The sequence below is a fragment of the Bacillus sp. iso_77 genome, assembly GCF_056173625.1.
The window spans coordinates 17,166-32,684 of sequence record NZ_CM149683.1 but is presented as its reverse complement, the minus strand read 5'-3'; the positions used below and the strand labels follow the sequence as shown (position 1 = coordinate 32,684).

Here is a 15,519-nt window from a genome sequence, read left to right as displayed (position 1 = left end):
TACAAAACCGAAGTTTTGTTTTTCGTCAGCGTTTGACTGACTACCTATGATGTATCATAGGATTTTTTTATAAAAACTCGAATTAACAGGTACGTTTTGTCTTGTTTAGTTTTCAAAGAACTTGTTTACCGCTTCAGAAGCGACTAGAACATCTTATCACATCCAAGTTGTTAGTGTCAACAATTTTTTTGCTATTATGTTTTTTCGTTTCTTCGTCATCAGCGACGTATATTAATTTACCACCATATATAATCAAAGTCAACAATATTTTGCATTAAATAATAAACTTTTCAATTACGACTAAAGCTGCTACACCTGGAATGCCCAACAAACCACTAATTCCGCTCGTTACAGGGTTAATGGAAACATGAAGCCCTAAACTCTCGCCGAATAAATTGAGACAAAATAAAAAAAGAGCGCCTGCGACAAATTTTATTCCGATAAGCCCTAACCATTTGAATGGATTTGCTTGAACACCCGACATAAACAACAATAAAACAGCTAACAAAATTGAACCAATCACAATAACAGGTTCCATAATCCTCTCATCTCCTCTTCATATGAATAGTACAAGCATATGAGAGGATTATGGAAAATAGACCTGCTATCTCCAGTTGTTTAAACGTAAATTTCTCTTTTTCGCTTCTCTCAGATAGAAAAAGTACTTCGCTTGAGCAAGCTTTAATTCGAATAGAATGTCCGGTGAAGGCTCAACGCTATTTGCGACAAGCTTTTTTTGTCTGTTCCATTCTTCCTTTTGCTTAAAAAGCTGTTGAATTAATATCTCATCGAATTCTTTTCGAATTGATTTTCTGCGAAGAAAACCCATGTACCGTACTTCTCCTTCCTACATCTCACGTCTGCCTTCTAGAGCCTTAGAAAGTGTGACTTCATCCGCATACTCTAAATCTCCACCTACTGGGAGTCCGTGAGCAATGCGAGAGAGTTTAATTCCTGATGGTTTCAACAATCTAGAGATATACATGGCTGTCGCTTCTCCCTCAATGTTTGGGTTGGTTGCAAGAATGACCTCTGTGACTTGATCGTCTTGCAATCTTTTTAATAGGTCAGGAATTTTAATATCCTCTGGTCCAATTCCGTCCATTGGTGAAATAGCACCATGAAGCACATGATATAAGCCGTTGTATTCTTTCATTTTTTCCATTGCGATCACATCTTTTGGATCCTGCACGACACAGATCACAGATTGATCTCTTCTTGTATCTTCACAAATATAGCAAGGATCCTGGTCGGTGATATGTCCACAAACAGAACAATAAGTTAAATTACGCTTTGCATTAACAAGTGCCTTCGCAAAATCCAGCACGACATCTTCTTGCATACTAAGAACAAAAAAAGCCAGACGGACCGCAGTTTTAGGTCCGATTCCTGGCAATTTCATAAAGCTATCAATCAGCTTTGATATTGGTTCAGGATATTGCATCTTCAGTTATTCCTCCTAGAATAAACCTGGCATGTTCATTCCTTTTGTGAATTGACCCATTGTTTCATTCGTTAGTTCATCAACTTTTTTCAATGCATCATTTGTTGCTGCAAGTACAAGGTCTTGAAGCATATCGATGTCTTCAGGATCAACAACTTCTTCATTAATCGCCACATCAACGACTTCTTTTTGTCCATTTACTTTTACAGTGACCATGCCGCCACCTGCCGTACCTTCAAGGACTTTTTCTGCAAGCTCTTCTTGAGCCTTAGCCATATCCTTCTGCATTTTTTGCATTTGTTTCATCATTTTTTGCATATTTCCCATTCCACCGCGCATATGAACACCACTCTCTTTCAAATTGTTAATCTTTAATTTCAATTAAATCGGTTCCTACTAACTTCTTTGCTTCTGCAATTAATGGATCTTCTTCAGCAGAAGCTGCCTGACCATCTGCTTGTTCTTCAGGCTGATGATCTCTTAAAAATTCTTCTCTTATTTTACCCCATTGAGCGTCAGGAACGCCAACTAATTCCACTCTTTTTCCTAGCATAGATTCTAGCAGTTGCTCAAGATTGGTTCGAACACCACTTTTATCTTCGGCCACCATCTTACAATGTATTTCAAATTTGAATTTTAAAACAAAGGCATGAGTTGCCGCCGCAACTGGTTCACTATCTGTTAATAGCGCAGCGTGAGATACCTTATTTTGCTGTTTTAATTGGGCAAGAAGCTCTCCCCATTTGCCTTTTATTTTTTCTAGCTCCGGTCGCTTCGCTTCTTTTAAAATCTCATGAATTCGACCGACAGGTGCACGATAACCATTTTTATTACTCGTTTGAGGTCGAGGTGCTTCCGTTTTTGCTTGAGGACTCTGAGACTGAGTCATTGGAACACCCTCAGCTTTTAGCCTAGATAGCTCCTGTTCCAGCCTGTCTATTTTATTCGTTAACGCTGTTAGGTCGGAATCAGCCGGAGATGATACAGCACCAGCCGTTGACTGACAGAGCTTAACCACAGCTACTTCAAAGAAAATTCTAGGATGGTTTGTCCATTTCATTTCCTGATGGCTTTTATTCAGCACTTCAATCGTTTCATAAAGAAACTGAGGTGCCACACGTTCAGAAAGAGCCACAAACTTATCGTCGACTTTGACTTTTTCAAGGACACCTTCAAGATCCGGTGCTGTTTTGTAAAGAAGCATATCTCTAAAGTAGAAGATCATATCCTCTATTAATTTCGCGGCATCTTTCCCCTGTTGAAGCAATTCATTTAACGTATCCAGCGCTATCGCAATATTTTGCTCAAAAATGGCTTCAGCAAGCTGACTAATGAAATGCTGAGATACAGCACCTGTAATGAGCAGTGCATCATCGATTGTGAGCTGTTCACCACTGAATGAGATCGCTTGGTCAAGAAGACTGAGTGCGTCACGCATGCCTCCATCTGCCGCACTAGCAATAATCTCGAGTGAACCCTCTTGTATATTTAGGCTTTCTGCATCTACAATTTTCTCCATTCGTCCAACAATATCTTTTGTCGTGATCCGTTTAAAATCAAATCTCTGACATCTTGATATGATGGTAAGAGGAATCTTATGAGGCTCTGTGGTAGCCAAAATAAAGATACAATGAGCAGGTGGTTCCTCTAGCGTTTTAAGAAGTGCATTAAATGCCCCGATAGAGAGCATATGTACCTCATCTATAATATAAACCTTATATGTAACCGCTGAAGGAGCAAATTTCACTTTATCACGTATATCCCGAATTTCATCTACCCCGTTATTTGAGGCAGCATCTATTTCAATCACGTCTGAAATCGAACCGGTCGTAATCCCTCTACAGGCATCACACTCATTACACGGCTCACTAACAGGTGACTTTTCACAGTTCACTGCTTTCGCAAAAATCTTGGCAGCACTTGTTTTACCTGTTCCTCTAGGACCTGAAAATAAGTAAGCATGAGAAAACTTTTTCTGCAAAAGGGCATTTTGCAACGTTTTTGTGATGTGTTCTTGTCCAACAACATCCTCAAAAACTTGAGGTCTGAACACTCGGTATAAAGCTTGATAACTCACAAATACGCCCTCCTCCATTTATCATCATGTTCATTATACATGATGCAACGACCAATTCAAAAGTACACCTTTATTTTCTAATAAACGAAAAAGAGCATTTCCTTTAAAGACTTTTTACTTTTCTTGAATAAAAAACGTGTTTTCTTGCTTTCTGAAAATGTCTGTCAGATCAACAAGAACTTTCGTTCCCTTTATGAATTGCTTCAAAAATACCTCACCCGAAAATGGCTTTTTTACTATTTGTATAAACAAAACAACTGATATATTCTTTCAATAGCAACAAAAAACTCACCTAGATAAACTAGATGAGTTACATTTAATATTGATTTACCGTGCACCTTCTGTCGATTCGCTACCCCAAGCGTTACTTAAACAGTTAGCTCGGCCCAGGCAACCCTGCGGCACATGAGAGGTTTCACTTAATGCTGCTTCCTTCCGGACCTGACATAGTTCATGAATTCCCATTGCGCAGGACCCAGACGTCAACACCACTTATTTAAGGCAGACCTTGAAGTAAACGAACCTTGAGAAGGGATTCGGCCTCGCTAGAGCGGATTGCGAGTACAGGGCACCGCTACCTCCCCGCTTAGCACGGCAAAATGAATATTAAATTGTTGGTGACGCAGACATAAGTATACCTTCTAAGTGATAAAATTGCAAACGACATCCATTCATTTACTTTTCGCTTGCTTCTTCCGCTGACGGAGGTCTCGAAAGAATTGACTTAACAGCTCACCACACTCATTTTCAAGCACACCGCCAATGACTTCAGACTGATGATTGAACCGCTCATCGTCCAATAAATTCATTAAAGTACCAGCACATCCACCTTTAGGATCATAGGCACCAAAAACGACCTTTTTCACTCTTGAAAGTACAATAGCGCCTGCACACATTGGGCACGGTTCGAGTGTAACATAAAGTACAGCATCTTCTAAACGCCAGCTACCAGTCATTTTACACGCTTCATCAATAGCAAGTAATTCCGCATGAGCAATTGATCGCTGTTCACTTTCCCTTAAATTGTGAGCACGGCTTACAATTTGATCATCAACAACGATGACGGCACCGATTGGAACTTCTCCTATTTGTTTTGCTTTCAAAGCTTCAGAAATAGCTTCTTGCATAAACTGTTCATCTTTCGTCATAGCACGGCTCTCTTTTCATGTTTTTTTAAAGGATATTGAGGTTAACATATTATCACAATCTTTTAAAGGGGGTCTTGATTTGCCAAAACAACAAAAGGCACTGCTTATTATTGACATGATCAATAATTTTGATTTTGAAATGGGACATGTGCTCGCTGAAAAAACAGAGCAAATGACCAATAAAATTTTAGCCCTTAAACAACACGCTTTCAAGAAAAATTGGCCAATTATCTATATCAACGACCACTATGGACTCTGGAAGGCAGATATCAAAGCTGTTATGGAAACATGTAAAAACGAAAGAAGTGCCCCTATTTTAGAGCAAATGGCACCATCTAAAGATGATTACTTCTTAATTAAACCTAAGCACTCTGCTTTTTACGGAACAGCACTAGAGACACTCCTAAATGAATTAGGTGTGCAAGAACTTATTTTAACTGGAATTGCCGGAAACATCTGTGTCCTGTTCACTGCAAATGACGCTTACATGCGAGAGTACAACCTCACTGTACCTAAAGATTGTATTGCTTCAAATGATGATAGGGACAACGAGTACGCTTTAACGATGATGGAGAACGTTCTTCTCGCCAAAATCACAACCACTAAAGAGATCACGGATTAAAATCAAACATGATTTATCCATCACCCTCATAAATTGTTAGCAATAACAAAGGGGGCGTTGACCATTCAAATTTATGTTGTCAAAAGAGGAGATACGTTAAATGAGATTGCCATGCGTTTTAAAACAACGGTAAATGAAATCATTCGGACCAACGACATCGAAACACCAAATCAACTAGTCGTTGGACAAACAATTGTCATCCCTATTAGAGGTCAATTTTATGAGGTCAAACAAAATGATACACTTTATCAAATTGGAAGAAGATTTCAAATTTCGGTAGAAGAATTGGCACGTGTGAATCGGATTCGTCCTGAAGCTATATTGCCTATTCGCTTCTTACTTTATATTCCACAAAGACCGAAAAGAAATATTAATTCTAATGCTTATATAGAACCACGCGGAAACCAAGTCAGCGAAAATTTAAAGCAAGCAGCCAGAGAGGCATCTCCATACTTAACACATCTCGGCGCTTTTAGTTTTCAAGCGCAAAGAGACGGCACACTTCGCGAGCCACCATTAGATCAATTGCCTCAGATTGCCGCTCAAAGCAGAACGGTTTTATCCATGGTAGTCACAAATCTAGAGAATGATAAATTTAGTGATGAACTCGGGCGAATCCTTTTAACAAATCAATCTGTCAAAACGACATTATTAAATGAAATCGTCCGCGTTGCTCAAAAGTATCAATTAAAAGAAATCCATTTTGACTTTGAATATTTACGCCCTGTTGATAAAGAAGCCTACCTTCAATTTTTAAGAGAAGCAACAACTCGTTTTCATCAACAGGGTTGGACTATTTCTGTGGCACTCGCTCCTAAAACAAGCAGTGAACAGAAAGGAAAATGGTATGAGGCGCATGACTATGAAGCAATTGGAAAGATTGTTGATCATGTTGTGCTAATGACTTATGAGTGGGGCTACAGCGGCGGGCCTGCACAAGCCGTCTCTCCGATCGGCCCTGTCCGCCAAGTCATTGAATATGCACTGACTGTCATACCTGCCAATAAAATTGTGATGGGGCAGAATTTATATGGATATGATTGGACACTCCCTTATGTTCAAGGAGGCCCTATCGCCAAAGCCGTCAGCCCTCAACAAGCGATCGCCATTGCTAGAGAGAATAATGTATCCATTTTATATGACGAAACAGCACAAGCACCTTATTTCCGTTATACAGATGCTAACAACAAAGAACACGAGGTTTGGTTTGAAGATGCAAGATCCATTCAAGCCAAATTTAATCTCATTAAAGAGTTAAACCTAAATGGAATTGCTTACTGGAAATTAGGTCTATCCTTCCCACAAAACTGGTTGTTGTTATCAGATCAATTTAATATTGAAAAAAGAACGACATCGTAATTCATACGCTCTATCTCTCAGAAGGGGTATGGTACAATATACATTGGTTTGACAACTTTATAGATAGAGGAGAACGCCTATGTATCCTGCCCCTTTTATTGCAGTGGAAGGCCCAATTGGAGCCGGAAAAACAACCTTAGCTACAATGCTTTCAAAGGAATTTCAATTTCCTTTAGTAAAAGAAATTGTAGAAGAAAATCCATTCTTAGATAAATTTTATGAAGATATGGAACAATGGAGCTTTCAGCTTGAGATGTTCTTTCTATGCAATCGGTTTAAACAGTTAGAATCTATTGAAGAGAACTATGTCAAAAAACAGCAGCCGATTGTCACTGATTATCATGTCTTTAAAAATATGATCTTTGCAGAAAGAACCTTATCTAAAAAGCACATGGATAAATACAGAAAGATCTATCACTTGCTGACAGATGATCTTCCTAAACCAAATGCCATGATCTATATAAAAGCCAGCCTTCCCACCTTACTTGATAGAATAAAGATGAGAGGCCGATCTTTTGAAGAAGACATTGATCCAGCTTATTTAAAAACCCTGATTGAAGATTATGAGTTGGCCATCGAGCATTTAAAACAAACTGACCCAGGTCTTCCTATCATTACAATTGAAGGCGATCATACAGACTTCGTTTCCTCACAGCAAGATTACCAGCAAATTGTACAGAACATAAAGGAGCAAGTACTATGAAAAATATTGAAATACCAAAGGATGCTGTCATTACAATTGCAGGGACAGTTGGTGTCGGAAAATCGACCATGACGAAAACAATAGCGGACAAGCTAGGGTTTCAAACTTCTCTCGAAAAAGTAGATGATAATCCATACTTAGAGCCTTTTTATTCAGATTTCCAAAGATGGAGCTTTCATTTACAGGTCTATTTTCTAGCTGAACGTTTTAAGGAGCAGAAACGAATCTTCGAGTCTGGTGGAGGTTATGTACAAGATCGGTCCATTTATGAGGACACTGGTATTTTTGCTAAAATGCACGCAGACAAAGGTACCATGTCAGAGGTAGACTATGAAACGTATACGAGTCTATTTGAGGCGATGGTGATGACACCTTACTTCCCACACCCAGATGTCCTTATTTACTTACATGGGGATTTAGATCATATATTACATCGTATTGAAGAGCGCGGGAGAGAGATGGAAACTCAAACCGATAGAGCATATTGGGAAGAAATGTACACTCGATATACAGAATGGATCGAACAATTTGATCTGTGCCCTGTGATTAAAATTAATATTGAAGATTATGACTTACTTCATGATGAAAGCTCACTTGATCCAATTCTTCATGAAATTGCTTCTGTTATTCAAAAAAATCGCTCTAACACAAAATAAAAAAAACCGCTGCATTTCTCGAATGCAGCGGTTTGACAATTTCCAATTCTTATGCGTTTCAATTCAACTAAGGTAAAATCAATATGGCGGAGGAAGAGGGATTCGAACCCCCGCGGGCTTTGACACCCCTGTCGGTTTTCAAGACCGATCCCTTCAGCCGGACTTGGGTATTCCTCCGTATCGACAATAATTAATATATCATATCATCTTATTATAAGTCAACATCTTTTCGAAAAAAATTTCAACATTTGATTTTGATATGATGTTTAGCCTATAAAAAGCAGCCGATTATCGGCTGCTCTTCAACTATTACGTATCCTGTCTAATTTCTTCTATAAAAAGATTCATCTCTTCTTTAAAATCATTTAATGACTCAATAATCTTTGTAAAGTCTGTCACTTGTTTAGCTTGTTCGTTTGTTGAACTGCTGATTTGTGAGATATTTTCAGATAAAGTGCCAATGCTGTCTTGGATTTCTTTTAAAAATGCATTAATGGTTTCAGCTGCTTCCTTTGATCCATCTGATAACTTACGTACCTCGTCTGCAACAACAGCAAAGCCTTTTCCATTTTCACCTGCTCTTGCCGCTTCAATTGCAGCATTGAGTCCTAACAGGTTTGTTTGTCTCGCAATACCGCCAATGGTTTTGACGACTTCTTCAATGTTTGCCGATTTCTCTTCTGCTCTTCCGGCCTGCTCACTAATTTCTAAGCTTGTCGCAGCCAGTTCTTGAGAATGAGCAGCAATTTGCTCGATTCCACCTTGTAATTCTTTCGCTACTTTATTGATATGTTCCATATAGCCGCTTAATTTCTTCTCACGATGATGTGAAAAAGCCACTAAAAAAGAGCCAATCACTTTTCTATCTTCATCAAAAATCGGATAACCTTTTACAGCAATTTCATAACCATATAAAGACTCTGGCAAATGCCCATCATATTCTTGTCCTCTTAATGTCGTCGCCACGTTTTGGTCCTCTGGGTTTAAAGCGTCCCCTACTTTAATGCCAAAATCTACTGTGGTCGATGGATAATAGCAAAGTACCTTTTCTGTATCAGTGATGCCGAAAAGGACACTTTCATCTAGAACTTTTCTGAGTAATTGAGCCATTTCAACATAATAGTCAAGCCTATTCAAGGTTATTCCTTCTTTCCTAGATGCTTTTAGTTCTTTTATCGGCTTATTTTAGAAAAGCTGTAGAAGTTTAGGTAAAAAGAATAAGATGCCATGACGGCATCTTATTTTATCACTTCTTTATTTCCCATATAAGGACGTAACACCTCAGGGATGATCACTGTTCCATCCTCTTGTTGATAGTTTTCTAAAATGGCTGCAACAGTTCTTCCTACTGCTAAACCAGATCCATTTAATGTGTGCACATGTTCTGGCTTGGCTTTAGGCTCAGGGCGGAAACGAATGTTTGCTCGTCTCGCTTGGAACGCTTCAAAGTTACTGCAAGAAGAAATTTCACGATACGTATTTTGGCTTGGAATCCATACTTCGATATCGTATTTCTTCGCAGCCGTAAAGCCTAAATCTCCTGTACACATGCTCATGACACGGTATGGCAGGTTCAATAATTGAAGAACTTTTTCTGCTTGGTTTGTTAGTTTTTCTAATTCTTCATAAGAATCTTCTGGTCTGACAAATTTCACAAGCTCTACTTTGTTAAATTGGTGCTGACGGATGAGTCCGCGCGTATCTCTGCCAGCAGAACCAGCTTCTGATCTAAAGCAAGCACTAAATGCTGCATAATTGATTGGCAGCTGCTCTCCTTCAAGAATTTCATCACGGTGCATGTTCGTAATTGGCACTTCAGCCGTTGGAATGAGGAAATAATCTTCTTCTCGAATTTTAAAAGCATCCTCTTCAAACTTTGGAAGCTGTCCAGTTCCTGTCATGCTTGCTCTGTTGACCATATAAGGTGGTAGTACTTCAGTAAAACCAAATTCATCTACGTGTAAATCCAGCATAAAGTTATAAAGTGCACGCTCTAACCGTGCGCCTAGCCCTTTATAAAAAACGAAACGGCTTCCTGTCACTTTTCCTGCACGTTCAAAATCCAAAATTTTCAGCTCATCGGCTACATCCCAATGCGGCTTTGGTTCAAATGAGAAGGCTGGCTGTTCGCCCCATTTTCTCACTTCAATGTTGTCATCTTCTGTTTCACCGACTGGTACAGAGTCATGAGGGATGTTTGGAATTGAGAATAGGATGGTTTGCAGGCTTTCCTCTACTGTTCTTAATTCATCATCTAACTTCTTAATCTCATCGCCTACCTCACGCATTTCTTGAATAATGTGATCGGCGTCTTTCTTTTCTCTTTTTAGAACAGCCACTTGCTGTGATACTTCATTTCTTCGGCTCTTTAATACTTCTGTTTTGCCGATTAATTCTCTTCTTTTTTGATCCAGTTCACCAAACTTATCAAAATCCGCTAAATCTTCGCCTCGATGGGCTAATTTTTCTTTGATTTGATCAAAATCCGTGCGCAGTTGTTTAATATCCAGCATGTGTAACACTCCTTTTTTATCGAAAAATAAAAAGAGCCCTCATCCCATGAAAGGGACGAGAGCTCTCGCGTTGCCACCCTGATTGAAAACACGCCAAAAGCATGCTTTCCTCTTTCCTCTGTAACGGCATCACCGTAAATGCTTACTTCGTGTTTCAGCATTTCGCTCAAGGATGGATTCAGAATGCATCTTTCACCGATTCTCACCAACCATCGGCTCTCTGAGAAAGAGGGGCTTCTTACTATTTCCCGTCAACGCTTTTTCGATCTTTGATTGTGATTTTAATGTACTATAAGTTTTATCTCTTTTCAACCGTTTTATACAGCAAGCTTCGTTTTATAGGACTCCACCATCTCAACAAACAGCTGTGTTAACCGATGGTCGTCTGTCAGCTCTGGATGAAAAGAACAACCTAAGATATTGTTTTCTTTCGCCATCACAATCCTGCCGTCATACTCAGCCATGACCTCTACGCTCTCATCTGCGCTGATGATATGAGGCGCACGGATGAACACTCCTGTAAACGGCGCATCCAGTCCTTTCACTTCTACATCTGCTTCAAAGCTGTCTACCTGTCTGCCAAACGAATTACGTGCAACAGATACATTTAACAGTCCAAGATGAGCATCTTCTCGATCTTCTATATGCTTTGCCAGCATAATCAAACCGGCACAAGTCCCAAATATCGGTTTACCTTGAGCAGCGAACGCTTTAATCGGTTCAATGAATTGGTACGTATCCATGAGTCTTCTCATCGTCGTACTTTCACCACCAGGGATAATGAGACCGTCAACAATTTCTAACTCATCTACCCGCTTGATGATCTTTCCCTCTGCGCCACAAGCTTCAATCGATTGAATATGCTCTCTCACCGCTCCTTGAAGCCCTAGTACACCAATTGTTAGCATGTTCGTTTGCGCTCCCTTAATTACCAGCCACGCTCTTGCATACGCTCTTCTGGCAATAGATTTGAAATTTCAATTCCTTTCATCGCTGTTCCAAGCTCTTTAGAAAGCTCTGCAATTAGACGGTAATCTGTGAAATGAGTCGTTGCTTCTACAATTGCTTTTGCAAACTTAGCTGGATTGTCTGATTTGAAGATACCAGAGCCGACAAATACACCATCTGCTCCAAGCTGCATCATTAGTGCTGCATCTGCTGGTGTTGCAACACCTCCAGCAGCAAAGTTTACAACCGGTAATTTGCCTTCTTTTTTAATTTGAAGCAATAATTCATAAGGTGCGCCTAGATTCTTGGCTTCTGTCATCAATTCATCTTCACTCATTGCGACAACTTTACGAATTTGAGCATTGACCTTTCTCATATGACGAACAGCTTCTACAATATTTCCTGTACCAGGCTCACCTTTTGTACGCAACATAGATGCACCTTCTGCAATACGACGAGTCGCCTCACCTAAATCACGGCAGCCACATACGAAAGGAACCGTGTATTCATTTTTATTTAAATGGAATTCCTCATCTGCGGGCGTCAGCACTTCACTCTCATCAATATAATCAACACCAAGTGCTTCAAGAACACGAGCTTCCACGATGTGGCCGATACGTGCTTTTGCCATGACTGGAATCGTTACTGCATTTTGTACTTCTTCCACGATTCTTGGGTCTGCCATACGGGCAACACCGCCTGCTGCACGGATATCAGCTGGTACCCGTTCTAGTGCCATCACTGCCACTGCGCCTGCTTCTTCTGCGATTTTTGCCTGCTCAGCATTGACGACATCCATAATGACGCCACCTTTTTGCATTTCTGCCATTCCACGTTTTACTCGTTCAGTTCCCTTATTGCTCACAATTGTTTCCTCCCATTTGTCTATTCGATTGATTCAACACCTTTATCATACAAGCGATAGAGTATAACAATAAAGAGAATAGTATAACAATTCAATTAGCTCATAAAAAAGAAGAAACCCTTATATATCAAGGTTTCATAGTTAAAAAGGCATCATTCCCTCTTTTAAGTGTTATTAACATGTTATAATGCATCTATAACAATTCGAAACCATCTATAACAATTCCACACCCATTGGAGGATTTTCATGCATATTGATATCCATCGACATTCAGATACATCTCTTTCGAATCAGATTTACTTTTCCATCGTTGATCACATTCAATCAGGTCTGCTTCAGCAAGGCGATAAGCTGCCGACTGTACGTGATCTAGCGAAACAGCTAAATGTAAGTCTTGTCACAGCGGCAAAAGCATATACACGGCTTAAGGACGACGGATTTTTAACGACTGTACAAGGGAAAGGTACGTTTGTGAATGAGCAGCATGAGCAAACTGACATCCCGGTTCAATCATCTACTTCTTTCGATTGGCAGTTATCGATCCCTGATTATTTACCAAGGTCTCAATTCGCTCAGTATCACTATGTCGAAGAAGCCATTAATCTTTCTTCCTCTATGATTGATCCTGGTCTTTTACCTAACCGGTATTTAGAAAAAGAAATGCAGCATGTCCTAGCCCGGCATCCTCAAATCATGTCAAAATACGGAGAAATACAAGGTGACCTTCAGCTTCGTCAGGTCATTCAATCATTTCTAGAAAAATTAGATGTCCCTTCTACTCCTGAAAATATCCTTGTCACTAGCGGTTCTCAGCAAGGGCTTGATTTAGTGGCACGTACATTTATCGGGCCGGATGATGTAGTTGTCATGGAGGCGCCCACCTATCCAGGCGCAATTGATGTCTTTATGGGGAGAGGGGCACGAATTATTACGGTTCCTGTCGATCATGAAGGAATGAACATGAAACAGCTTCAAAGCATTTGTGATAAATATAAACCAAAGCTAATCTATACCATTCCTACTTTTCACAGTCCTACAGGTGCTAGTATGTCGATGAAACGAAGAAAACAGCTGCTTTTACTGGCACTAAGCATTGATTGTCTCATTGTAGAAGATGATCCTTATCGTGAGCTTTATTTTGAAAAGAAACCGCCGGCACCCATTAAAAGCCTAGATCACGATGGACACGTCATTTATTTACGAGGATTAAGCAAGACACTGGCTCCAGGATGCAGAATTGGAATTATTACAGCGTCAGGCTCTATATTTAACCGTTTATTAGCTGCAAAAGCCAATAATGATTTAGGGAGTCCGCTTCTCACCCAAAAGGCGATCTTACCGTTTCTCACTTCCAAGAAAATGATCGATCATACGAAAAAATTAAGAACTGCCTTGAAGGTGAGACGCGATTTGATGATGGATGTGTTGACAAAGCATGCGCCAAAGGACGTCACGTGGCAAATCCCACAGGGCGGGCTCAATTTGTGGCTTAGCTTTCCTTCCTGGGTCGATACACGTGCCCTATTACATGAGGCACGGAAGCAGCAAATCACCTTCCTGCCTGGCTCTGTCTGCTATCCTGGGGAGCCGAAGCAGAATTATATACGCCTTAGCTTTTCTTATGTGAATGAAAAGGCACTGACGGAAGGTATGGAAAAGTTATGTGGTATTTTTCAGCAGGCCTTGTCTACACCTCAAAACCACAAACAATCTCTTTTCTTTTAACGATAAAAAAACTGCTCTCACATATAGAGAGCAGTTTTTTTATTAGAACCAACCTTTTACTGTGTCGACGATTCCTCCCCAAATGCCAGCGAAGAATCCACCTACACCACGCATTGCAAGGATGAACCAGTTTGCTTTTTCATCACCTGTTTTCGTCACAAGCTCAACACCTGATTGGTCTTTACTCAAATAGCCGTAGTCCTTCTCATCACCAGAATAAGAAGTCGTCAGCATGCCAACCTTCGTTCCTTTTTTAATAGGAGCTTCTAGGTTCTTTTTATCAATATTTACTTTCGCTTTATAGCTCTTCTCGTCACCATTTTTAACCGGTACAGAGAAAGCTTCTTTCGTCACGACGGGTACTTCTTTATCTTTCCCTTGATCGACTTCGATGTTTTCATGTCCCTTGATTTGTTGGCCTTTTTTGTACATTTCTTTCATCGTGAAGTTTTTAAAGGCATAATCGAACAATTTTTTCGCCACATCAAAACGAGCTGTATGAAGATTTCCTTTAGCATTAAGGACAACTGCGATCACACGCATGTCACCACGTTTTGCTGTACCTGTGAAGCTAGAACCAGCTGAATCAGTAGATCCCGTTTTCAGACCGTCTACGCCTTCATATTCTTTCACAAGCCCTTTAAGCATAAAGTTCCAGTTTGGCATGTCCATTTCGTCATCTGTGCCTTCTCTGAACTTTGTTTTCGCGATGCTTGCTGTTTCAAGAATTTCTGGATGATCTTTGATGAGATGCTGTGCAAGCAAAGCCATATCCTTTGCGGAAACTTCGCTTTCTTCATCAGGTCCCGTACCTTTAGGCTGTTTGCCATGTAAGTCTTTATTTTCTAATCCAGTTGCATTCACGAATTTGTAATTGGTTAAGCCAAGTTCTTTTGCTTTTGCATTCATTTTTTCAACAAACTTTGATTCTGATCCAGCGATTACCTCTGCTAGACCAATTGCTGCTGCATTTGCTGAATAAATAGCCGTTGCTTGATAAAGTTCTTTGACAGTATACGAACCATCTTTTCTCAATGGAACATTGGATAAACTGCGGTCCTGAGAAATTTCGTACACGTAATCATCTGGCGTATATGTTTGATCCCATTTCACTTTGCCTTCAGCAATCGCCTCTAGTAATAGATACTCTGTCATCATCTTTGCCATACTTGCAATAGGCAGTCTTTGTTCTGCGTTTTTACTATAAAGAATTTTACCTGTAGAAGCTTCAATAAGGATGGCTGCTTTCGCATTCACATTGAATGGATCTTCAGCCGCTTTTGCTTTGGACATTGGGGTAAATGCAGTAACAATCAATGCCAATGCAAGGATAGAGACCATAAGCTGTTTCAACATCTTGCTGTTCAATCGTCATACCTCCGTATTCATCTTTTTTCGACGTTTTTCATATATATTTAATCCACAAGGGCTTATTTCGACACAACAGTATAAATTTTAT

At 39.9% G+C, this 15,519-nt stretch carries 15 protein-coding genes, 1 tRNA gene, 1 other RNA gene, 1 pseudogene and 1 other annotated feature; of the genes and pseudogenes, 5 read left to right on the top strand and 13 right to left on the bottom strand.

Annotated elements, in window-relative coordinates:
* Nucleotides 1-274: 274 nt before the first annotated feature.
* The 7 genes from AC0VYC_RS00160 to tadA form a co-directional block, all read right to left on the bottom strand.
* Nucleotides 275-538 (bottom strand): pro-sigmaK processing inhibitor BofA family protein, encoded by a 264-nt coding sequence (locus AC0VYC_RS00160; RefSeq protein WP_012009068.1) that lies wholly within the window; start codon nt 536-538, stop codon nt 275-277.
* 66 nt (nt 539-604) lie between these two features.
* Nucleotides 605-829 (bottom strand): YaaL family protein, encoded by a 225-nt coding sequence (locus tag AC0VYC_RS00155; protein WP_008342008.1) that lies wholly within the window; start codon nt 827-829, stop codon nt 605-607.
* Nucleotides 830-847: 18 nt separating this feature from the next.
* Entirely contained in the window at nt 848-1,444 is a 597-nt protein-coding gene (gene recR / locus AC0VYC_RS00150; RefSeq protein ID WP_003218094.1) for a recombination protein RecR, read from the bottom strand.
* 15 nt (nt 1,445-1,459) lie between these two features.
* On the bottom strand, nt 1,460-1,783 hold the full coding sequence (locus AC0VYC_RS00145) for a YbaB/EbfC family nucleoid-associated protein (RefSeq protein WP_008342011.1): 324 nt from the start codon (nt 1,781-1,783) through the stop codon (nt 1,460-1,462).
* 25 nt (nt 1,784-1,808) lie between these two features.
* Nucleotides 1,809-3,521: a DNA polymerase III subunit gamma/tau gene (gene dnaX, locus AC0VYC_RS00140; RefSeq protein ID WP_008342013.1), complete on the bottom strand. Its 1,713-nt coding sequence runs from the start codon at nt 3,519-3,521 to the stop codon at nt 1,809-1,811.
* 330 nt (nt 3,522-3,851) lie between these two features.
* Nucleotides 3,852-4,116: signal recognition particle sRNA large type (gene ffs, locus AC0VYC_RS00135), an RNA gene on the bottom strand.
* A gap of 76 nt (nt 4,117-4,192) precedes the next feature.
* Complete coding sequence (gene tadA, locus AC0VYC_RS00130; protein WP_008342015.1) at nt 4,193-4,669, bottom strand: tRNA adenosine(34) deaminase TadA; 477 nt, start codon at nt 4,667-4,669, stop codon at nt 4,193-4,195.
* Nucleotides 4,670-4,748: 79 nt separating this feature from the next.
* On the opposite strand from tadA, the gene AC0VYC_RS00125 reads away from it, so the two are divergent.
* The 4 genes from AC0VYC_RS00125 (at nt 4,749) to AC0VYC_RS00110 (ending at nt 8,009) form a co-directional block, all read left to right on the top strand.
* A complete protein-coding gene (locus tag AC0VYC_RS00125) occupies nt 4,749-5,291 on the top strand; it encodes a cysteine hydrolase family protein (protein WP_135009452.1) in 543 nt (180 codons plus the stop codon).
* Nucleotides 5,292-5,402: 111 nt separating this feature from the next.
* Nucleotides 5,403-6,650: a glycoside hydrolase family 18 protein gene (locus AC0VYC_RS00120; RefSeq protein WP_151023375.1), complete on the top strand. Its 1,248-nt coding sequence runs from the start codon at nt 5,403-5,405 to the stop codon at nt 6,648-6,650.
* A gap of 79 nt (nt 6,651-6,729) precedes the next feature.
* Nucleotides 6,730-7,353, top strand: coding sequence for a deoxynucleoside kinase (locus tag AC0VYC_RS00115; RefSeq protein WP_135227206.1), 624 nt, complete (start codon nt 6,730-6,732; stop codon nt 7,351-7,353).
* Nucleotides 7,350-8,009, top strand: coding sequence for a deoxynucleoside kinase (locus AC0VYC_RS00110; RefSeq protein WP_024719578.1), 660 nt, complete (start codon nt 7,350-7,352; stop codon nt 8,007-8,009). Before AC0VYC_RS00115 ends, AC0VYC_RS00110 begins: the two co-directional genes overlap by 4 nt.
* Nucleotides 8,010-8,093: 84 nt before the next feature.
* On the opposite strand, the gene AC0VYC_RS00105 is transcribed toward AC0VYC_RS00110, so the two are convergent.
* The 5 genes and pseudogenes from AC0VYC_RS00105 to pdxS form a co-directional block, all read right to left on the bottom strand.
* A tRNA-Ser gene (locus AC0VYC_RS00105) sits at nt 8,094-8,186 on the bottom strand.
* A 132-nt stretch (nt 8,187-8,318) separates the two neighbouring features.
* Nucleotides 8,319-8,651, bottom strand: a pseudogene (locus AC0VYC_RS00100) (methyl-accepting chemotaxis protein); the annotation flags it as partial.
* 596 nt (nt 8,652-9,247) lie between these two features.
* Nucleotides 9,248-10,522, bottom strand: coding sequence for a serine--tRNA ligase (gene serS, locus AC0VYC_RS00095; protein WP_008342028.1), 1,275 nt, complete (start codon nt 10,520-10,522; stop codon nt 9,248-9,250).
* A gap of 48 nt (nt 10,523-10,570) precedes the next feature.
* Nucleotides 10,571-10,786 (bottom strand) — a binding site (T-box leader).
* Between the two features lie 53 nt (nt 10,787-10,839).
* Nucleotides 10,840-11,430 (bottom strand): pyridoxal 5'-phosphate synthase glutaminase subunit PdxT, encoded by a 591-nt coding sequence (pdxT, locus tag AC0VYC_RS00090; RefSeq protein ID WP_135009453.1) that lies wholly within the window; start codon nt 11,428-11,430, stop codon nt 10,840-10,842.
* A gap of 20 nt (nt 11,431-11,450) precedes the next feature.
* On the bottom strand, nt 11,451-12,335 hold the full coding sequence (gene pdxS, locus AC0VYC_RS00085) for a pyridoxal 5'-phosphate synthase lyase subunit PdxS (protein ID WP_024719576.1): 885 nt from the start codon (nt 12,333-12,335) through the stop codon (nt 11,451-11,453).
* 246 nt (nt 12,336-12,581) lie between these two features.
* Between pdxS and pdxR the strand changes: the two genes are divergently transcribed.
* A complete protein-coding gene (gene pdxR, locus AC0VYC_RS00080) occupies nt 12,582-14,060 on the top strand; it encodes a MocR-like pyridoxine biosynthesis transcription factor PdxR (RefSeq protein ID WP_144680511.1) in 1,479 nt (492 codons plus the stop codon).
* A 42-nt stretch (nt 14,061-14,102) separates the two neighbouring features.
* Here pdxR and AC0VYC_RS00075 read toward each other — a convergent pair whose 3' ends face one another.
* Nucleotides 14,103-15,428 (bottom strand): D-alanyl-D-alanine carboxypeptidase family protein, encoded by a 1,326-nt coding sequence (locus tag AC0VYC_RS00075; protein ID WP_335350768.1) that lies wholly within the window; start codon nt 15,426-15,428, stop codon nt 14,103-14,105.
* Nucleotides 15,429-15,519: the final 91 nt, after the last annotated feature.